17 protein-coding genes, 1 tRNA gene and 1 pseudogene are annotated in these 19,810 nt (G+C 65.0%); 13 read left to right on the top strand and 6 right to left on the bottom strand.

Annotation, left to right across the window (positions count from 1 at the left end; all coding sequences use genetic code 11):
- Together E3T50_RS11875 and E3T50_RS11870 are read right to left on the bottom strand one after the other, a co-directional pair.
- Positions 1 to 332 (bottom strand): annotated as a pseudogene (locus E3T50_RS11875) (IS30 family transposase); the annotation flags it as partial.
- A gap of 716 nt (positions 333 to 1,048) precedes the next feature.
- Positions 1,049 to 1,261, bottom strand: coding sequence for a hypothetical protein (locus tag E3T50_RS11870; RefSeq protein ID WP_134552108.1), 213 nt, complete (start codon positions 1,259 to 1,261; stop codon positions 1,049 to 1,051).
- A gap of 382 nt (positions 1,262 to 1,643) precedes the next feature.
- On the opposite strand from E3T50_RS11870, the gene E3T50_RS11865 reads away from it, so the two are divergent.
- Positions 1,644 to 2,159 (top strand): hypothetical protein, encoded by a 516-nt coding sequence (locus tag E3T50_RS11865; RefSeq protein WP_134552107.1) that lies wholly within the window; start codon positions 1,644 to 1,646, stop codon positions 2,157 to 2,159.
- A gap of 185 nt (positions 2,160 to 2,344) precedes the next feature.
- On the opposite strand, the gene E3T50_RS11860 is transcribed toward E3T50_RS11865, so the two are convergent.
- Together E3T50_RS11860 and E3T50_RS11855 are read right to left on the bottom strand one after the other, a co-directional pair.
- Positions 2,345 to 2,416 (bottom strand) — tRNA-Arg (locus tag E3T50_RS11860).
- 58 nt (positions 2,417 to 2,474) lie between these two features.
- A complete protein-coding gene (locus tag E3T50_RS11855; protein WP_134552105.1) occupies positions 2,475 to 3,149 on the bottom strand; it encodes an iron ABC transporter ATP-binding protein in 675 nt (224 codons plus the stop codon).
- A gap of 41 nt (positions 3,150 to 3,190) precedes the next feature.
- Here E3T50_RS11855 and argS point away from each other — a divergent pair, with 41 nt between their 5' ends.
- The 8 genes from argS (at position 3,191) to prfA (ending at position 14,474) form a co-directional block, all read left to right on the top strand.
- Positions 3,191 to 4,867 (top strand): arginine--tRNA ligase, encoded by a 1,677-nt coding sequence (gene argS / locus E3T50_RS11850; RefSeq protein WP_134552103.1) that lies wholly within the window; start codon positions 3,191 to 3,193, stop codon positions 4,865 to 4,867.
- A 2-nt stretch (positions 4,868 to 4,869) separates the two neighbouring features.
- Positions 4,870 to 5,631 carry an LmeA family phospholipid-binding protein gene (locus E3T50_RS11845; protein WP_134552101.1) on the top strand — a complete coding sequence of 254 codons (762 nt, stop codon included), beginning with the start codon at positions 4,870 to 4,872 and terminating at the stop codon, positions 5,629 to 5,631.
- Between the two features lie 136 nt (positions 5,632 to 5,767).
- The gene (lysA, locus tag E3T50_RS11840; protein WP_134552099.1) at positions 5,768 to 7,210 is read left to right on the top strand and encodes a diaminopimelate decarboxylase; all 1,443 of its coding nucleotides are present in this window, start codon (positions 5,768 to 5,770) and stop codon (positions 7,208 to 7,210) included.
- Positions 7,207 to 8,544, top strand: a complete 1,338-nt coding sequence (locus E3T50_RS11835) for a homoserine dehydrogenase (RefSeq protein ID WP_241990893.1) — start codon at positions 7,207 to 7,209, stop codon at positions 8,542 to 8,544. The genes lysA and E3T50_RS11835 overlap by 4 nt, the downstream gene beginning before the upstream one ends.
- On the top strand, positions 8,544 to 9,671 hold the full coding sequence (thrC, locus tag E3T50_RS11830; protein WP_134552097.1) for a threonine synthase: 1,128 nt from the start codon (positions 8,544 to 8,546) through the stop codon (positions 9,669 to 9,671). The genes E3T50_RS11835 and thrC overlap by 1 nt, the downstream gene beginning before the upstream one ends.
- On the top strand, positions 9,668 to 10,615 hold the full coding sequence (gene thrB, locus E3T50_RS11825; protein WP_134460133.1) for a homoserine kinase: 948 nt from the start codon (positions 9,668 to 9,670) through the stop codon (positions 10,613 to 10,615). Before thrC ends, thrB begins: the two co-directional genes overlap by 4 nt.
- A gap of 266 nt (positions 10,616 to 10,881) precedes the next feature.
- A complete protein-coding gene (gene rho, locus E3T50_RS11820; protein WP_134552095.1) occupies positions 10,882 to 13,395 on the top strand; it encodes a transcription termination factor Rho in 2,514 nt (837 codons plus the stop codon).
- The gene (prfA, locus tag E3T50_RS11815; protein ID WP_134552093.1) at positions 13,395 to 14,474 is read left to right on the top strand and encodes a peptide chain release factor 1; all 1,080 of its coding nucleotides are present in this window, start codon (positions 13,395 to 13,397) and stop codon (positions 14,472 to 14,474) included. Before rho ends, prfA begins: the two co-directional genes overlap by 1 nt.
- Positions 14,475 to 14,518: 44 nt before the next feature.
- On the opposite strand, the gene epsC is transcribed toward prfA, so the two are convergent.
- Both epsC and cysK read right to left on the bottom strand, forming a co-directional pair.
- Positions 14,519 to 15,106: a serine O-acetyltransferase EpsC gene (gene epsC, locus E3T50_RS11810; protein WP_134552091.1), complete on the bottom strand. Its 588-nt coding sequence runs from the start codon at positions 15,104 to 15,106 to the stop codon at positions 14,519 to 14,521.
- A gap of 20 nt (positions 15,107 to 15,126) precedes the next feature.
- Positions 15,127 to 16,065, bottom strand: a complete 939-nt coding sequence (cysK, locus tag E3T50_RS11805; RefSeq protein ID WP_134460121.1) for a cysteine synthase A — start codon at positions 16,063 to 16,065, stop codon at positions 15,127 to 15,129.
- Between the two features lie 106 nt (positions 16,066 to 16,171).
- On the opposite strand from cysK, the gene prmC reads away from it, so the two are divergent.
- The 4 genes from prmC (at position 16,172) to E3T50_RS11785 (ending at position 19,701) form a co-directional block, all read left to right on the top strand.
- Complete coding sequence (gene prmC / locus E3T50_RS11800) at positions 16,172 to 17,035, top strand: peptide chain release factor N(5)-glutamine methyltransferase (RefSeq protein ID WP_174844753.1); 864 nt, start codon at positions 16,172 to 16,174, stop codon at positions 17,033 to 17,035.
- Between the two features lie 69 nt (positions 17,036 to 17,104).
- Complete coding sequence (locus tag E3T50_RS11795; protein WP_134552087.1) at positions 17,105 to 17,932, top strand: L-threonylcarbamoyladenylate synthase; 828 nt, start codon at positions 17,105 to 17,107, stop codon at positions 17,930 to 17,932.
- Between the two features lie 3 nt (positions 17,933 to 17,935).
- Entirely contained in the window at positions 17,936 to 19,228 is a 1,293-nt protein-coding gene (locus E3T50_RS11790; RefSeq protein ID WP_134552085.1) for an MraY family glycosyltransferase, read from the top strand.
- Positions 19,225 to 19,701: a Cg1360 family ATP-synthase-associated protein gene (locus tag E3T50_RS11785; RefSeq protein ID WP_134552083.1), complete on the top strand. Its 477-nt coding sequence runs from the start codon at positions 19,225 to 19,227 to the stop codon at positions 19,699 to 19,701. The genes E3T50_RS11790 and E3T50_RS11785 overlap by 4 nt, the downstream gene beginning before the upstream one ends.
- The last annotated feature ends 109 nt before the right edge of the window (positions 19,702 to 19,810 follow it).

Raw genomic sequence — 19,810 nt, 5'->3', positions numbered from 1 at the left:
GCATTGGCCCCCCGGTCGGCGCTCTGTCCGGCATCGAAGGACACCCAGAATGCTGCCTCCTCGTCGACGTCGACCCTCAGATGATGCCGATCATCAGTGCGATCGACGTCCGCCTCCCATGCTAAGAGACGCGAGGTCGTGAATCCGAGCGCCGCCGTTGACTCGGCAGGAGTCTTCCCGCCGCGACGCAGGTCGAGGTATTTCTCTCGTAGCCAGCGGTAGCCGACTTCCTTGCCGATGCCGGCGCCGCGGGCGGAGGGTTTGAGACCGCGCCCCTCCTTGATCGAGGCGAGAAACCGCACACCTGCTGCTGAAGAAGAACGATGAAGCATTTCAAACCACCTAAAAGTAGGTGTTGCTTCGATCAATAGAATCCCGCGGGTGCTAAACGCTACAGCCAAAACTATGACGGTTATGCCCACCGGCTCACCAAAGGTGTAGAGACAACGGCGTAGGCCGCGCGCTTTCGGAATATCCCGCGCCGCCTTCTATAGTCGGGCACGCTCCCTAGGGCTAATGCCAGACCGATCCGGTGACGAGACGGGCGACGGCGCCAGCTAGCGAGGACAGAACGCGCGCAGAGAACCAACGCAACCTTGCGAATTCCCTAGTTCGATCCGCTCGCGCGCGGGGGCTTGCCGACGCACAACTCCCCGCCGTGACAACGGAATATGGGCATCGCGTCACGGAACGAGACTATGGCCAGTTGCTCATATCAGAAGACTAAAGCTACGGCTTGTCCGAGCTATGTGGCAGAAGTCCGAACTAGCGTGGCACGTGACAACCGGTGTGTCACTTGACGAGCCATACCGGACAAATTGCCATAGCCGGACACTGCAGTTTTAGGGGTTGCGGCAGGCGCAATTGACGCGACGATTGCCAACCTACCCCGGACAGACACTGCGAAAACGGCCCCGTCATGGGGTATTCGGGATCACGCCGCATGTAGCCGTACGACATAGGATCGAAAGGACTAGGGAGGGGTCGGGCATTGGACGAAATGGAACCACTGTGGTTGTCGGGAACGAATACTTCGAATCGTCGTTCGCTAAGCGTGGGTCGGGCGGGACCACGAGCCGAGAAGGTCAATGTCCAGCAAACCAACAAGTACCAGAGCGAATTCATTGCGTTGGGCGTGGGCGACCACAAATGCACGGTAGTCGCCGATGGTGAGCAGCTGAACGTCGTTGTCGGCGAGGTCGTCGTCGGAAGACTGTACCCGAAGCAACTTGACCAGTCGACGCTCTACAAGATCGTTCACAACCGGCAACAGAAGCTGGTCATCGAGGACTCATCGTTTGCGGACGGAGTTTTCGCCCGGATCATGATCCCCGCGCCAAAGGCTCTACAGCCCCCCGCCTTTACAGCCAATCAATCAGCGGCCTTAACGTCTCCGATGCCCGAATCAACTCGGCCTCAGCCGGCGGGAGCAATGTCCTTTCTGAGAGGGATTTTCTCCCGTTAGTCGAGCGTGTCCTCGAACCCATAGCTGCGCCAACTGGGGTTCGCTCCGCACTTACGATTCCGGTGAGATGGCCAGCTTCAAGCCGTGAATCACCGCAAAAAAGGGGGATCGATTGTCATACACGGACACAAAGGCGGCGTGGTATTCAGGGCGACGGGTGATTGAGGGAGCTCTCGTTTTGTGCCTGATCCTCCCTCTTTCGGCGTGCTCAGGCTCGCGCCCGGATATCCGAGAGGAGGCCATGTTTGAGGCTCGGATCACTATAGAGAAGGTTTCCGCCCTCGCCGTCGAAAGCGCTATTGGTCACAACCTCGACAGCTACTTGGATGCGGTGTCCACAGGAGATGTCTGGCCCAAGCCGGCATTCGCCACAATCCGCGAGGACGCCGATGAACAGATCCCCGGCTGGGCTCACGGTGCGGCATTCGGGGCGGTAGTCGATCGATCACAGTCCTATCCGAAGGTGCTGGTCAGCTACGCCGCATCGGGGCAGAGCTCCACCGGAAGCGGATTCAATTCGAGAGTTGCCGACGTGTTGGTCTGCGTCAGCATCGAGGTCGAGTTCGTGGGCGACCGGGTTGATTCATACATGCCACCGTCTATCGCTGCCGTGGAATGCCCCGCCGACGTACAAAAATACTTTGGCGGAAACGAATTGGTCACGCTTGAGGAAGTGTTCGCAGCATCTCCATGACGTTGGCGATCTCACCGGAATCGTAGGGCTGGCTCGCTCGTCCGGGAAGAAATTCGTCGCATTCTCCTCAGAGGAAAGGAGGAGGCCGAGTCCTCCCTCAAGCGACGGCGACGCCTAGTTGCGCTGACCGCCGAGGTGTCCGAACTGGGTGGCAGGAGTCCGAACTGGCGTGGCACGCGACACGGTGCCCCCAGGCAGATTCGAACTGCCGCCCCTGCCTCCGGAGGGCAGTGCTCTATCCCCTGAGCTATGGGGGCCAGGGTGGTTCAAGGTTAGCATCATGGCTCGGCCGCCAGGACCCACCGGTAGCATCCGCTACCCGAGGTGTCCGAGCACCGACGACATGAGGCCTTCGGCGTCGCCGGGCTCGCCGAAGGCGGGGGTGCTCAATGTGACCCAGTAGGTTTCGGTGAAGACCTGAGCCTGGCCGTTGCCGCCGGCGTCGGTGAAGAACCCGTCGACGGTCGGCGGGGTGCCGTAGGTGGGCACGGGCTGGCTGTCGGCATCCGCTTGCTGCTTGAGTGTGGTCATCAACACATCGTTGGGTGCCACGACCGAAACCTCGACAAGCTCCCCGCTGGTCTGATTCGACCAGCCACAGCTCAGTCCGTTGTAGGTCTGTGCGATCGTGGCCAGACCATCGGCGGTCGGCGAGTAGTCGGGCGCCGTGCCGTAGTTCGGGTTGAATTCGTAGACATCTTGCAGGGTGAGCAGGTCACCACAGGTCTGCGCGATCGGAGAGCCGGTCGCTTCCGGTGTCGGCGTCGGAGACGACGAGGGGACCGCGCTGGTCGTCGGGTCAGCGGATGCCCCGCTCGTCGCAGCCGCGGAATTCGTCGGGATCGGGGTGTCGTCGGTGGCGCATCCACTCAGAACGAGGGAGAACAGTGCACCACCGGCGAGCACCAGGCCGGCTTGTCGGCGCGCGGAAAGCCGAGCGGCACGCGCTGCGGTACGAGTGAATAGGGGGTAGACGCGTGTATCAGTCACGCGTTGACCTTACCAACAGGACGGGCCGGTACGATCGAGCAGTGACTCCTGCCGAACTCTCCCAATCCCTTTTCGACCTCATCCAGGGCGTCAGCGAACGCCGACGTCAGGCTGACACGGTAGGGGCAGACCTCGGGCTCACCCTCGCCGATGTCGCCGTCGAACGCCCGCGCAACCGCGACCACGGCGACTGGGCCTCGAGCATCGCGCTGAAGATCGCCAAACCCCTCGGCGCCAACCCGCGTGAAATCGCGGCCGAACTGGCCGCCGGTCTCGAACAGCTGGCAGACGTCGCATCCGTTGAAATCGCCGGGCCCGGCTTCATTAACATTCGCCTCGAGGCGGCGGCAGCGGGCGCACTCGCCAAAACCATCGTCGACCAGGGCACCGTCTACGGCACCGGACACCGGTATGACGGGCTCAAAATCAACCTCGAATTCGTCTCGGCCAACCCCACCGGTCCGATCCACATGGGCGGAGTGCGCTGGGCCGCGGTCGGCGACAGCCTGGCCCGCGTGCTGGCGGCCCAGGGCGCCGCCGTGACCCGGGAGTACTACTTCAACGACCACGGTTCGCAGATCGACCGCTTCGCCCGCAGTGTGCTCGCCAGCTACCTCGACGAACCCACTCCCGAAGACGGCTACGGCGGAGCGTACATCGCAGAAATAGCCGCCAACGTGCTCGCCAAGTACGACGGCGACGTCGCCGCCCTGACGCGCGAGGAGCAGCAAGAAGTCTTCCGCTCGATCGGCGTCGACCTCATGTTCACCGAGATCAAAGACAAACTGCACGGCTTCGGCGTGGACTTCGACGTGTACTTTCACGAAGATTCCCTGCACGAATCCGGCGCCGTCAACCGCGCCATCGAACGCTTGCGCGAGCAGGGGCACATCTTCGAAGCGGATGGCGCCATCTGGCTGCGCACGACCACATTCGGTGACGATCGTGATCGGGTGATCATCCGCTCGAATGGCGAACCGGCCTACATCTCCGGTGACCTCGGCTACTACCTCGACAAGCGCGAACGCGGATTCGACCAGTGCCTGATCATGCTCGGTGCCGACCATCATGGCTACGTCGGCCGCATGATGGCAATGGTCTCCGCCTTCGGCGACGAGCCCGGCGTGAACCTGCAGATTCTGATCGGCCAGATGGTCAACCTGCTCAAAGACGGCGAACCGGTTCGCATGTCCAAGCGGAACGGCACCATTGTCACCCTCGACGACCTCGTCGACGCCGTCGGTGTCGACGCCGGCCGCTACGCCTTGGTGCGCTCGAACAGCGACTCGCAGCTCGACATCGACCTCGACCTGCTGGGCAAACGCACCAACGACAACCCCGTCTTCTATGTGCAGTACGCCCACGCCCGCACCTGCTCGGTCGCCCGTAACGCGAGCGCGAGCGGCGTTGACCGTACCGTCTTCGCCCCGGAATTACTCACCCACGACAGCGAATCCGCGCTGCTCGGCGTGCTGCAGGAATTTCCGCGCGTCGTCGCCCAGGCCGCCGAACTGCGCGAGCCCCACCGCGTCGCCCGCTACATCGAAGAGGTCGCCGGCTACTACCACCGCTGGTACGACAACTGCCGGGTCATTCCGCTCGGCGACGAACCGGTCACCGACCTGCACCGCACCCGCCTGTGGCTGAACGACGCGACCGGCCAAGTGATTCGCAACGGCCTGGGCCTCGTCGGCGTCACCGCACCGGAGCGCATGTAATCATGGCCAGGACCAAACGTCGCGGCCTCGTCCCGCTGATCATCGTTGGTGTACTCGCGATTCTGCTCGTCGTCGCCTATTTTCTCGTCGACAGCGGGGTGCGCGCGTTCGCGCAGGATCGCGCCGAAACTGAAATCAGCAACCGGATGCCCGCTTCCGTGACCGGTGACGTCACCGTCGCCATCGGCGGCACTTCCGTCATTGCACAGTTCATCACCGGCAGCTTCGACCAGATTGAACTCACCGCGCCGACCCTGACGGTCGACGGCGTACCGGCCTCCGTTCATGTCATCGCCCGTGACGTGTCGACCAACACCGCCAAGGCCATCGGCTCGCTCAACGCGACGCTCGACCTCGACCAAGACGCCCTCAACCAGCTCGTGCAGGCCTCCGGTACCGCGCCCGCGGACACCGTGATGACCCTCGGCGACGGCACGGTGGCGTACACCGGCACGGTGGCGTTGTTCAATTTCAACGTCGGTTACACCGCCACCGCCACGGCCAGCGCCACCGGCGACACCCTCAACTTCACGCCCACCGAGGTCACAGTGACGAGCGGCGTCGGCGACATCGACGCCACCCCCCTCGTCAACCTGATCCTGCAGCAGGCGCCGATCGGGGTCTGCGTTGCGAGCTATCTGCCCGAGGGAGTCGAGCTGAGCGGCGTCGATATTTCGCCCGAGCGGGCACGCGTTACGCTGGAGTCGAGCAGTCTTCGGCTCACCGCGCAGTCACTGACCACCCTCGGCAGCTGCGCCGGCTGATTAGAACGCCACCATCTGCGGCGATAGAATACGGCCTGGCACGCCCGTTCACCCGGGCTGTCCCATTTTCCGGCTTCAGGGACCAATCCGGGTTCGCTCGCTGAGATTCCCCTTCGACTCTCGTGAGGTACCTCCCGTGACACCTGCACCAAATCCGCTAGCGCCCGACTGGTTGCTCCTGCCCACCGACGCCAACGAGCTAGCGCCCGGGCTGTGGCCCGCCTCGGCTTCCCGCAACGGCACCGGCGAGCTCGTGCTCGGCGGCGTGACGGCCACGGCCCTTGCCGCCGAATTCGGCACCCCGCTCTACGTCATCGACGAAGCGGATGCCCGCGCGAGCGCCGCGGAGATGCTCGCCGTGTTCCAGGCCGAGTTCGCCCGCATCGGTACCAGCGCCAAGGTGTACTACGCCGGCAAGGCTTTTCTCTCGACCGAGGTGGTGCGCTGGATGATCGCCGCCGGCCTGAACATCGACGTGTGCAGCGGCGGCGAACTGGCCGTGGCGCTCGCCGGCGGTGCCGATCCGGCCCGGCTCGGTTTTCACGGCAATAACAAGTCACTCGCCGAACTGGATCAGGCCACCCGGGTCGGTGTCGGCACGATCGTGATCGACAGCGAGGTTGAAATTGGCCGTGTTGCCGAAGCCGCCGCTCGAAATGGTCGGGTGCAGAACGTGCGCCTGCGCGTGAACAGCGGCGTGCACGCGCACACCCACGATTTTCTGGCCACCTCCCACGAAGACCAGAAATTCGGGATCGTGCTCACCGATGCGCCGAGGCTCGTCGCCCTTATTCGCGCCGAACCGGCGCTCAATTTCGTCGGCCTGCACTGCCACATCGGCTCGCAGATCTTCGGCGCCGACGGATTCGCCGAGTCGGCTGCCCGGCTGCTCGATGTGCACGCCGCCCTGCTCGCCGATGGCCCGATTCCCGAGCTCAACCTCGGCGGCGGCTTCGGCATCGCGTACACGAGCGCCGACGAACCCACCCCGCTTCGCGAACTGGCCGTCGCGCTGGCGGACATCGTCGCCGCCGAGTGCACCCGACTGAACATTCCCGTGCCGGTCGTCGCGTTCGAACCCGGCCGCGTCATCATCGGTCGCGCCGGCGTGAGCCTCTACCGCGTCGGCACGACCAAGGCCGTCGACGTCTCCGGCAACCCGCGGCTCTATGTCAGCGTCGACGGCGGAATGAGCGACAACGTGCGCCCGGCCCTCTACGGCGCCGACTATGCCGTGCGCCTGGCCGATCGCAGGTCGAGCAGTGCGCCGGTACTCGTGCGCATCGCCGGCAAACACTGCGAGAGCGGCGACATCGTCGTCGATTCCGACTACCTGCCCGGTGATGTGACTCCCGGCGATCTGCTCGCCGTGCCGGCCACCGGCGCCTACTGCTGGGCGCTGTCCAATAACTACAACTATCAGGGACGCGCGCCGGTCGTCGCCGTACTGAACGGATCAGCGCGCATGCTCGTGCGCGGCGAGACGATTGCCGACCTGCTTGCGCGGGACACCGGGGTTCGGTCGCCCGCCGACGGAGCAACACCCACCGAGGGAACACTCACCGAGGGAACACTGTGAAGATCGAATACCGCAATCTGCGCGTCGCCCTCCTCGGCGGCGGATCCGTCGGCGGCCAGGTAGCGCGCCTGCTGCTCGAGCAGGGTCCAGAGCTTGCCAACCGCGTCGGGGCCACCCTCGAACTGGTCGGCATCGCGGTTCGCGATGTGAACGCGGAACGCTCTGTCGACCTGCCGCGCGAACTGTTCACGACCAACGCCGAGGAACTCATCCTCGGTGCCGATATCGTCATCGAACTGATGGGCGGCATCGAGCCGGCCCGCAGCTACATCCTGCTCGCGATCAGTTCCGGAGCGGATGTTGTCACCGCCAACAAGGCGCTGCTCGCCCTCCACGGATCCGAACTGTTCGCGGCCGCGAACCATGTCGGCGCGCAGATCAACTACGAGGCCGCGGTCGCCGGGGCCATTCCCATCGTTCGACCGCTGCGGGAGAGCCTCGCCGGAGACCAGATCAAGCGAATCCTCGGCATCGTCAACGGCACTACCAATTTCATTCTCGACCGGATGGATACCGAAGGGTCCAGTCTCGAAGACGCGCTGGCCGAGGCGACCGCGCTCGGCTACGCGGAGGCCGATCCGACCGCCGACATCGGAGGGTTCGATGCGGCGCAGAAGGCGGCCATTCTGGCGAGTCTGGCGTTTCACACCACGGTGCCGCTCGCATCCGTCTATCGCGAGGGCATCACCGCGGTGACCGCGGCGCAGATTGAATCGGCCCGCAAGGCCGGCTATGTCGTGAAACTGTTGGCCATTTGCGAGCGCGTCACCGACGAGAACGGTGTCGACGGGGTATCGGCGCGGGTCTACCCGGCGATGGTGCCGCGCAGCCACCCGCTCGCCGCGGTCCATGGAGCCAACAATGCCGTCTTCGTCGAGGCGGAATCCGCCGGCAGCCTCATGTTCTACGGTGCCGGAGCCGGGGGAGTGGAGACGGCGTCGGCCGTGCTCGGCGACGTCGTCTCGATCGCCAGGCGCCACGTCGCCGGTGGGCCGGGAGTGGCCGCATCGAGCTATGCCGCCCTGCCCGTCTTCGACATCGGCCGGGTCACCACCCGGTACGCGGTGACCCTCGAGGTCACCGACGAGCCCGGGGTGCTCGCGACCATCGCGAGCGTATTCGGCCAGCGCAAGGTGTCGTTGGCGCTCGTAGAACAGTCCATAACGCCGGCCGTGATCAAAACGGCGAGTCGTGCAGCCCGCCCGGCCACGGCTACCCTAGTCATCGGGACCCATGACGCAACGGAGGCCGCGCTCGCCGCCACCGTGCAGGACCTGGCTACCAACAGTGTCGTCACCGACGTTGCATCCGTACTGAGAGTTGAAGGAGTCTGATGTTCAGCCCAAGCGAGACCAGTCCCAGCCTGACCAAGCCCGGCGCGATTGTCAGCCGCCAGTGGCGCGGGGTATTGAACGAATACTCCGACCGACTGAACATCTCGGCCGCGACCCCGATCATCACCCTGGGTGAGGGCGGCACACCGCTCATTCCGGCCGCCGCACTCTCCGCCCGCACCGGCGCCAAGGTCTGGATCAAGTTCGAGGGCATGAACCCGACCGGGTCGTTCAAGGACCGCGGCATGACCATGGCCATTTCCAAGGCCATGGAAGACGGCGCGAAAGCCGTCATCTGCGCCTCGACCGGCAACACGAGCGCCTCCGCCGCTGCCTATGCCGCCCACGCTGGCATCACCGCCGCCGTGCTCGTGCCTGAGGGCAAGATCGCCATGGGCAAGCTCAGCCAGGCCGTCGCCCACAACGCGCAGCTGCTGCAGGTGCAGGGCAACTTCGACGACTGCCTCGACATCGCCCGCGACCTCGCCACCAACTATCCGGTGCACCTGGTCAACTCGGTCAACCCCGACCGCATCGAGGGGCAGAAGACCGCCGCCTTCGAGGTCGTCGAGGCACTCGGCGACGCCCCCGACTTTCAATTCGTTCCGGTCGGCAACGCCGGCAACTACACCGCGTATTTTCGCGGCTACAGCGAAGAGGTCGCGCGCGGCGCCACCACGAAGCTGCCGCGCATGTTTGGCTTCCAGGCCTCCGGCAGCGCCCCGATCGTGCTCGGCCACCGCGTCGACCAGCCCGAAACCATTGCGAGCGCCATCCGCATCGGCAACCCGGCGTCGTGGGACCTCGCGCTGAGCGCGCGGGAGCAGAGCGACGGCTACTTCGGCGCCATCACCGATGCGAAAATTCTCGAAGCCCACCGCATCCTCTCGGCCGAGGTCGGGATCTTCGTGGAACCGGCATCCGCGATCGGTGTGGCTGGTCTACTCGAGCGTGCCGAAGCCGGGTTCATTCCTCGGGGATCGACCGTGGTTATCACGGTCACCGGTCACGGATTGAAGGACCCGCAGTGGGCGCTGCGTACCGCCGACGGCTCCGACGTTTCCCCCACCATCGTTCCGGTGGACACCGCCGAAATCGCGAGCGTGCTCGGCCTGGCCAAGGCATGACCAGCCCCGTTTCACTGCTCGGCCGCGCGGTCTCGGTGCAGGTACCGGCCACGACGGCCAACCTCGGCCCCGGCTTTGATACCCTCGGCTTGGCGCTGGCCAAATACGACCAGCTCGAGGTGACCGTGCGCGCCGAACCCGGTGTGTTCGTCGAGGTGCACGGTGTCGGTGCCGGCCTGGTACCGACCGACGAGAGCAACCTCGTCGTGCGGGCCATCATCCACACCTTCATGGCCGTCGGCCAGCCCATGCCCGGACTCGATATCGTGGCGCACAACGTCATTCCGCACGGGCGCGGCCTCGGCTCCTCCGGCGCGGCCATCGTGTCGGGCATCATGGCCGCGAAGGGATTGCTCGAGGGCATCGTCGACATCGATGCCGAAATGTTGCTCGTGCTCGCCACCGAGATGGAAGGACACCCCGACAACGTCGCTCCGGCGCTGTTTGGCGGATTGACCATTGCCTGGACCACCCCGGAGGGCCCACGTCACAAGAAGCTCATGGTGCATCGTGGCGTCAAGCCGCTCGTGTTCGTGCCAGAGCAAGAAATGTCAACCGCGCTCGCACGCAGCCTGCAACCGGCCTCGGTGCCGCACGAGGATGCCGTCTTCAACCTGTCGCGTTCCGCATTGCTGATCGCCGCCCTCATTCAGAGCCCGGAGCTGCTGCTCGCCGCGACCGAGGACAAGCTGCACCAGAGCTACCGCGCCGCCGCGATGCCGGAGACGAACAAGCTCATTATTCTGCTGCGCGCCGCCGGCTTCGCGGCCGTCGTGTCCGGTGCCGGGCCATCCATTCTCGTGCTTGCGAGTGACCCTGGCCAGCGCCTGGTGGCGGCCGAACTTGTCGCGAGTCAATCAGATACCCCGTGGCGCGCCCTGATGCTCGCCGTTGACGTGCAGGGTGCCACCGTGCATCCGCTCACCCAGGAGAGCGCTGCGTAGCGAGCGTTCCGACGGACCGGCGCGCCGCGCGCGTCGGTCCGGCTGGCGGTGGAGTGCTAAGGTTGAAGCGCACCCGATAGAAACCGCCTTCGGCGACATCTTCTCCGGTGCATTCCCTCCCTCACTGCTATTGCGATTTCGTGCGTAGCTGTGTGTCTTTACACCAATCCCCTCCACTTGTCGGATTGGATCACCCGCAGCGCATTTGCCGCTGCATACATCTCCTGGCCTGAATTTTTGTTCGGCAGGGGAAAGGAACCCCCTTCGTGACTGATGTCAACCTCCGCGCCACTGGCTCGGATCTTCCCCGCCTGAGTACTCTTCGCGTGTCCGAGCTTCAGGCTCTGGCCCTTGATCTGGGGATCTCCGGCGCTTCCAAACTTCGTAAAGGAGAACTCGTGGCCGCAATTACCACGGCTCAGACAGGTGCCAGCGGCGCTGCTTCCGTCGAAGCTGCGCACGTAGTTGATACTGCTCGGGTTGATGCTGCCCCGGTTGCCGTCGTACCCGAGAGCGCACCGATCGAGAGCCTCGCCGAGGCTCTCGAAACCGCCCCGCGCAAGCGAGCACCGCGTCGTGCCAGTACCAGCACGGCCGCTCCCGCCAAGTCCCACGTCAATGCCGACGCCAGTACCGGATTTGGCATCATTCTGCCGGACGCTCCCGCCGCCGGGTCCCGCATCGCCCGCAACGCTCGGGGCGCGGCGGTTTCCAATGCGGTGACTTCCAGCACTGATTCTGCAACGGCGGATGCTGCGGCATCCGCTGCAGACAACGCCTCCACCGACGTCGCACCAATTATCGACAAGCCGGTTCGTCAAACGCGTAAGCGCGTGCAAGTGGCGACCACGCACATTGACGACGTTGCCATCGTGGTCTCCGATTCCGGTGATGTGCCCGTCGAAACACCCGTCGGGGCACCTGCTGAGGCACCCGCCGAGAACGCACCGGCCGCCCGCCGCCCGTCCCGTCGTGCCTCATCGCAGCGCCCTTCCGCTGAAACGCCCGCCGAGTCGCCCGCCGTGTCTGATGATGACGTGGCCGCCGAGTTTGCCGTCGTTGACGCTTCGGAGACCCTGACTGACGCACCCGCCGAATCGACGGAGGACTCGACCGACTCCGGCGCACCCCGCCAAGGCCGCAGCCGTAGCCGCAGCCGTGGTGCTGAGCGGGCGCAGGGCGCTGACCGCAGCCAGGGCGATCAGGCTCCGGCCACCGATCGCCAGAACAGCCAGAACAGCCAGAACAACCAGAACAACCAGAATAACCAGAACGACCGCAACCAGAACGGCACCAACGATGAGGGAATGACGCGGGCGCAAAGCCAGCGCCAGGCTCGCAACGAGCGAAACCAGGAACGCAACCAGGAGCGTGCACAGGCGCAGGCCGAGCGCAACCAGGGCCAGGGCGACCGCGGCCAGGAACGCAATCAGGGCCAGAACGACCGCGGCCAGGATCGCAATCAGGGCCAGGACCGCAACCAGGGTCCCGACCGCAACCAGGGTCCCGACCGCAACCAGCTCGACGACGATCTGAACGGCCGCGGCAACCGCAACCGGTATCGTGACCGCAAGCGTCGCGGCCCGAACCAGGGTGACGACTTCGAACCCGAGGTCAACGACGACGACGTTCTCATTCCCGTTGCCGGCATCCTCGACGTGCTCGACAACTACGCGTTCGTGCGCACCTCCGGCTACCTGCCCGGCGCGAGCGACGTCTACGTGTCACTCGGCCAGGTCAAGAAGTACAACCTGCGCAAGGGTGACGCCGTCGTCGGATCCATCCGCCAGCCGCACGAGGGCGACCAGTCCGGCCGCCAGAAGTACAACGCCATCGTCAAGGTCGACTCGATCAACGGCCAGACCGTTGAGGAGGCCCAGGCCCGCGTCGACTTCCACAAGCTCACCCCGCTGTACCCGACGGAACGCCTGCGCCTCGAGACCGAGCCGGGCAAACTCACCCAGCGCATCATCGACCTCGTCGCCCCGATTGGCAAGGGCCAGCGCGGCCTAATCGTCGCGCCGCCCAAGGCCGGCAAGACCATCGTCATGCAGCAGATCGCCAACGCCATCGCCACCAACAACCCCGAGGTACACCTCATGGTCGTTCTGGTCGATGAGCGCCCCGAAGAGGTCACCGACATGCAGCGCACGGTGAAGGGTGAGGTCATCGCCTCCACCTTCGATCGCCCCGCCGAAGACCACACCACGGTCGCCGAACTCGCCATCGAGCGCGCCAAGCGTCTGGTCGAACTGGGTCACGATGTCGTCGTGCTGCTCGACTCGATCACCCGCCTCGGCCGCGCCTACAACCTGGTGGCGCCAGCCTCCGGTCGTATCCTCTCCGGCGGCGTCGACGCATCCGCTCTGTATCCGCCGAAGCGCTTCTTCGGCGCGGCGCGCAACATCGAGAACGGTGGCTCACTCACCATCCTCGCCTCCGCGCTCGTCGAGACCGGTTCAAAAATGGACGAAGTCATCTTCGAGGAGTTCAAGGGCACCGGCAACATGGAACTTCGCCTGTCGCGCCAGCTGGCTGACAAGCGCATCTTCCCCGCCGTCGACGTGAACGCATCGGGCACCCGCCGCGAAGAAATGCTGATGAGCGCCGATGAAGTCAAGGTCACCTGGAAGCTGCGCCGCGCCCTCGCCGGGCTCGAACAGCAGCAGGCACTCGAACTCATCCTCGGCCGTCTCAAGGAGACCTCGTCGAACGTTGAATTCCTCATGCAGGTTCAGAAGTCGATGCCGACCCTGAACGGGTCAGACAAGGACAAGTAATGTTCGAATCCGTCCTCACGCTGCTGGCCGAGCACGACGACCTGCAGTCGCAGTTGGCGGATCCGGAGCTGCACGCCAATCCGGTCCGTTCGAAGAAGGTCAACCGGCGCTACGCCGAGCTGAGCCGCATCATCGCGGCGTACCACGAGTGGAAAGAGGTTGACGACAACCTCGAGGCCGCTCGTGAGCTCGCCGACGAGGATGCTGCCTTCGCCGAGGAGATTCCAGACCTCGTGGAACAGCTTGAGGTGTCGGCTGAGAAGCTGCGACGACTGCTGATTCCGCGTGACGAACTCGACGCCCGCGACGTGATCATGGAGATCAAGATGGGGGAGGGCGGTGCCGAATCGGCACTGTTCGCCGCCGATCTGCTGCGCATGTACCTGCACTACGCCGAGTCGAAGCGCTGGAAAACCGAGATCATCGAGCAGACCTCGAGTGATCTCGGCGGCATCAAAGATATTCAGCTCGCGATCAAGGGCAATTCGAGCGATCCGGCCGAGGGCGTGTGGGCGCACCTGAAGTATGAGGGCGGCGTGCATCGCGTCCAGCGCGTGCCGGCCACCGAGTCGCAGGGACGCATCCACACCTCGGCCGCCGGCGTTCTGGTCTTCCCCGAGGTTGATGAGCCCGAAGAGGTCGAACTGCACCCGAACGACCTCAAGATCGACGTATACCGCTCGAGCGGCCCGGGCGGCCAGTCGGTCAATACCACCGACTCCGCCGTACGCATCACCCACCTTCCCACCGGAATCGTGGTCGCGATGCAGAACGAGAAGTCGCAGCTGCAGAACAAGGAAGCCGGCATGCGCGTATTGCGGGCCCGAGTCCTGGCCCGGCAGCAGGAAGAGATCGATGCGGCAGCGAGTCTCGTGCGCAAGGGGCAGATTCGTACGATGGATCGCTCAGAGCGCATTCGCACGTACAACTTTCCGGAGAACCGCATCGCCGATCACCGCACCGGTTACAAGGCCTACAACCTGGATGCCGTCATGAATGGTGCCCTCGGCCCCGTCATCGACTCGTGCATCCACGCCGACGAGGAAACCCGCCTGGCCGAGCTCGGCGACCCCGAGTAGCCTCGCGCCGGTGGGGCGGCAGCGGCAGACCCGTTCGCGACGGGTTAGAGGTAGTATTCCGGTTCGAGGGTGCCTCCGCGGGCAGACTCGGCCGTTTCCGGGGTTTGTGGCCGTATCGTTGCGGGAACGCCCACGAGCAGCGAACGCGGCGGGGCGGTCTTGGTCACGACGGCGTTCGAGCCGACGGTGCTCCAGGCGCCGATGGTGATCGGACCGAGCACCTTGGCGCCGGAGCCGACGGTGACGCCGTCTTCCAGATGCGGATGCCGTCGCACCCCACGAGCATGCCCGTGACGGCTCTTGCCGCCCAGCGTTACGGCGTGGTACAGCATGACATCGTCACCGAGCACTGCCGTTTCACCGATCACGACGCCCATGCCGTGATCGATGAACAAGCGCCGTCCGATGGTCGCCCCCGGATGAATCTCAATCCCGGTCAGGAATCGCGCCAGTTGCGACACCAAGCGGGCCGGCAGCTGCAGCCCGGTCCGCCAGAGGCGGTTAGCGATCCGGTACGACCACACCGCGTGCAGCCCACTGTAGGCAAGAAACACCTCGGTGTTGCTGCGCGCGGCGGGATCGTGGGTGCGCGCCGCCGCGACATCTTCCCGGATACGGGCAAAAGGATTCATAGCGGGCAGTCGAATTTCGCTTAGTCCAGCAGGTCTTCGTAGAGCACGGTCGAGATGTAGCGCTCACCGAACCCGGGAATGATGACGACGATCGTCTTGCCCTCGTTCTCGGGCAGCTTGGCCTGCTCGAGCGCTGCCCAGACGGCGGCGCCGCCGGAGATTCCGCCGAGGATGCCCTCGTCCGTGCCAAGTGCGCGGGCCGTGGAGAGCGAGTCGGCCAGGGTCACGTCGGTGATCGAATCGTAGATACCGCGGTTGAGGGTTTCCGGCACGAAGTTGGCGCCGAGGCCCTGAATCTTGTGCGGGCCAGGCTTGCCGCCCGTGAGAATGGGAGAGTCGATCGGCTCGACACCGACGACCTTGAGACCCGGCTTCCGCTCCTTGAGGTAGCCGCCAGTGCCCGAGAGGGTCCCGCCGGTACCGATGCCCGCGACGAGAATGTCGACCGTGCCCTCGGTGTCGTCCCAGATCTCGACCCCGGTGGTCGCTCGGTGAATGGCCGGGTTGGCCGGGTTCGTGAACTGGCTGGCCAGTACGGCACCCGGCGTGTTGGCGACGATCTCGGCGGCCTTCTCGACCGCTCCGCGCATGCCATCGGCACCGGAGGTCAGTACGATCTCGGCGCCGTACGCCCGCATCATGACGCGGCGTTCCTTGCTCATTGTTTCGGGCATGGCCAGAATGACCGCATAACCGCGGGCGGCGCCGACCATGGCGAGCGCGATGCCCGTGTTGCCACTGGTCGCTTCGACGATGGTTCCGCCGGGCTGGAGTGAACCGTCCTGCTCCGCCGCGTTGATGATCGCCACGCCGATGCGGTCCTTCACACTGCTGGAAGGGTTGTAAAATTCAAGCTTCGCTAGCACAGTCGCGCCGAGGCCGGCGGTCAAACGATTGAGTTTGACGAGCGGGGTTCCACCAACAGCTTTGGTGATGTCGGCATAGATCTTCTGGGACACGAGGGCAACTTTCGTTCGGTGGAAAAGGCCGTCTCCAGCCTAGGTCTTCGGGCCCGCAACGAATTGGTGCGTTACATTTCACTACGTGCCATCTTCAGATTCTGCCCTGCCCCCGACCCTGACTTCCGTGCGAAACCGAGCGATCGGCCTGCTCACCGCGGCCGGCATCACCGATCCCGAGGTCGACGCCGACCTGCTGATCGGCCACGTGCTCGGCCAAAGCCGCGGTGAGGTGCAGGCCGGCAGCATCCTGGATCGACCGATCAGTCAAGAGGATGCCGCCGTCATCGACACCCTGCTGGCCCGCCGCAGCACGCGCGAACCACTGCAGCACATCACCGGCCGGGCCCCGTTCCGGTCCCTGTCCTTGAACGTGGGGCCGGGGGTGTTCGTGCCGCGCCCCGAAACGGAGCAGGTCGCCCAATTCGCCATCGACGCGCTGCGTTCCATGCCTGATCCGGAGCCGATCGGCGTCGACCTCGGCACTGGAAGCGGCGCGATCGCCCTGGCCCTGGCCACCGAGGTGCCGCACGCCCGCATTTTCGCGATCGAAAACTCGCCGGAAGCCTTCCCCTGGACCACCCGCAACTTCGACGAGATCGCCGCCGGCAACGCCACCCTCGCATTCGGTGACCTCGCCGACGCGTTCGCTCTGCTCGACGGCACGGTCGCCGTCGTCATCTCGAATCCGCCCTACATTCCTGCGGATGCGATTCCCCGCGATCCCGAAGTACGCCTGTACGATCCCGCCCACGCACTGTTCGGCGGCGCCGATGGCCTCGACGTGGTGCGCAGCGTGTCGATAACCGGCCTGCGATTGCTGCGGGCCGGCGGTGTGCTCGTCATCGAGCACGGCGAACTGCAGGGAGCGGACATCCGTGCGCTGCTCAGCGCCGACGGTTGGCGCGTACCGGCGACGCACCGCGATTACACCAGCCGTGACCGAGCCACCACGGCGGTGCACCCCTAGACCGCACCGTGCCCGTGAACTGGGCGCGCATCCGCTCTTTACAGCCGCGCTGGGCTAGAATTGCCGGAAATGACACGTATCTACGATTGCACGAGCGACTCAGACACGAGCGAGTCAGACACGAGCCCCTCGAACTACCGCGCGCACATCGCACTGGCGCGCACAGCGATCGGCCGCGGCGCGCTCGTCGTCGTCCCCACCGACACGGTCTACGGTGTGGCCGCTGACGCATTCAACGCCGAGGCAGTACAGCTGCTTCTCGACGCGAAGGGCCGCGGGCGCCAATCGCCTCCGCCCGTTCTCATTCCCGGCATTCCCACCCTCGACGCCCTGGCCGTTGACGTGCCCCAGCCGGTGCGCGATCTGGTCGCGGCGTTCTGGCCCGGCGGATTGACGGTCATCGTGAACGCCCAGCCCTCGCTGGTCTGGGATCTCGGTGAAACCCGCGGCACCGTTGCGCTGCGCATGCCGAGCAACCAGATCACGCTCGATCTGCTCGCCGAAACCGGCCCGCTCGCCGTCTCGAGCGCCAACCTCAGCGGGATGCCCGCAACCCGTGACGCCCAGGCCGCCGAAGCGGCATTCGGCGAGAACGTCGCCGTCTACCTCGACGGCGGCACCGCCGGCACAACGTATGACAGCGTGTTCGGCCAGACCGGCGACGGTTCCTCGACGATCGTGGACGCGAGCGGATTCGAGACGAACGGCGGTTTCCTCTACATCGTGCGTAGCGGCGTCATCTCCCGCGACGCGATCGAGGCTGTCGTGGGCGACCTGCTCGCCGCCGAGCCCGCTGTGCCCGGAACACCAGCAGAACCGGTTCCAGCGGATGCGGCACCTACGGTCCTTGCCCCGTCCCAGGACGCCGCTCAGGACGAATCGGATGCCAGCCGGTAGCACATGACTCTTTTTTTCCTGCTCGCGCTCGTTTCCGCGATCGTCACGTTCGCGCTCTCGATCGTGGTCTACAAACTCAGCCACAAGTACCGGCTGTACCCGAAAATTCGCGAACGTGACGTGCACACCCGGCCCACGCCGCGCCTCGGCGGCATCGCCATGTTCCTCGGCATCCTGGTTGCCTTCGGTATCGCCTACATTGTGGCGGGCGCCTTCGCACCGCTCCGGCTGGTGTTCGCCGATCCGCATCAGATTCTCGCCATTCTCGGCGCGGCCCTGCTCATCGTGCTCGTCGGCGTCGCCGACGACATCTGGGACCTCGACTGGATGACCAAACTGGCCGGCCAGTTCATCGCCGCCGGGCTCGTCGCCTGGCAGGGCGTACAGATCTACTCCCTGCCGATCGGCGGATTGACGGTCGGCAGTGGCTGGATGTCGATAGTGTTCACGGTCGTCGCCATCGTGGTGGTCATGAACATGATCAACTTCATCGACGGCCTCGACGGCCTCGTCACCGGCGTGGCCCTGATCGCCAACGGTGTGTTCTTTCTCTACAGCTATTTGCTCGTGCGTGACACCTCGCCGACCAACTACTTCAACCTCGCCTCCCTCATTGCCGCCATCCTGGTCGGTGCCTGTGTGGGGTTCCTCCCGTTGAACTGGCATCCGGCCAAGATGTTCATGGGCGATGCCGGCGCGCTCCTCGTCGGCCTACTCATGGCCACGAGCGCCATCGCCATCACCGGCCAGATCGACCCGACCGCTATCAACCGCTCGCAGCTCTTCCCGGCGTTCATCCCCATCCTGCTGCCGGTGGCGATCATGATCATTCCGCTGCTCGACTTCGGGCTGGCTGTGTTCCGGCGGGTGCGGGCTGGCAAATCGCCCTTCAGCGCCGACCGGAAACACCTGCACCACCGGCTGCTCGATATGGGACACTCCCACCTGCACGCCGTATTGATCTTCTACGGGTGGACAGCCGCAGCATCCATTGGATGCCTGCTCTACTACATCCTGCCGGTCTATTTCGCCCTGCCGACCTGGTATGCGACCATCTTCCTGGTGACCTCGCTGCTCATCTGCACCGTCGTCACGCTCGCACCGCTCGGCCGCCGCAAGACCGGTGAATGGATCAGCCAGTCGGCTCCGGTGCAGGGAGCCCTGCTCGATCAGCTCGACCCACTCGACGAAGCCGCCCAGGCTCACGACCAGACCATCCCCGCCACTGCAACAGCAGAACCACACACGACACGAGCGACCGCCTCCGCGGCGGCGCCTGCCGAGGAGAACGTATGACCAGCGCCACCCCACCCGCCTCCACCCAGCCCACCTCGATCCCCGTGCTGCGTCGCATCCTGATCTACGGGGCCTGGGTCGCCATCGCCATCGCCGTGGTCGGTTCCGTCATCGGCTATTTCATCGACGGCGGCACCGGTGTGCTCAGCGCCCTGATCGGAACGGTCATGTCGGTGGCCTTCATGGGCATCACGGCCGGCAGTATTCTGCTGGCCAATCGGGTGGCCGGAAACGAATCCGCCATCGGCGGCTTCTTCGGCATCATCATGGGTGGTTGGTTGCTCAAATTCGTCGTGTTCCTGGTGCTGCTCGTGGTGCTGCAGGATCGGGAGTGGATTCAACCGATGGTGCTCTTCTTCTGCATCGTCGCCGGCGTCGTGGGTTCCCTCGTCGTGGACGCTGTGGTGGTTATGACGAGCCGGATGCCGTACGTCAGCGACGTCAGACTGCCCCCCGCCCCGGTCGACGAGTAACCCTTCGACCCGTTCGCCCACGGATCCTGCTCTCGATTCGGCTCCGCGCGTGATCTTTGCTAGAGTAAACACCGATCCCACCCCGGTTTGCACCTGCTATTCAGCGTCG

Source organism: Cryobacterium gelidum (genome assembly GCF_004403985.1).
Lineage (GTDB): Bacteria > Actinomycetota > Actinomycetes > Actinomycetales > Microbacteriaceae > Cryobacterium > Cryobacterium gelidum.
The sequence above is the reverse complement of the archived record's forward strand: the minus strand, read 5'-3'. Positions and strand labels throughout refer to the sequence as shown.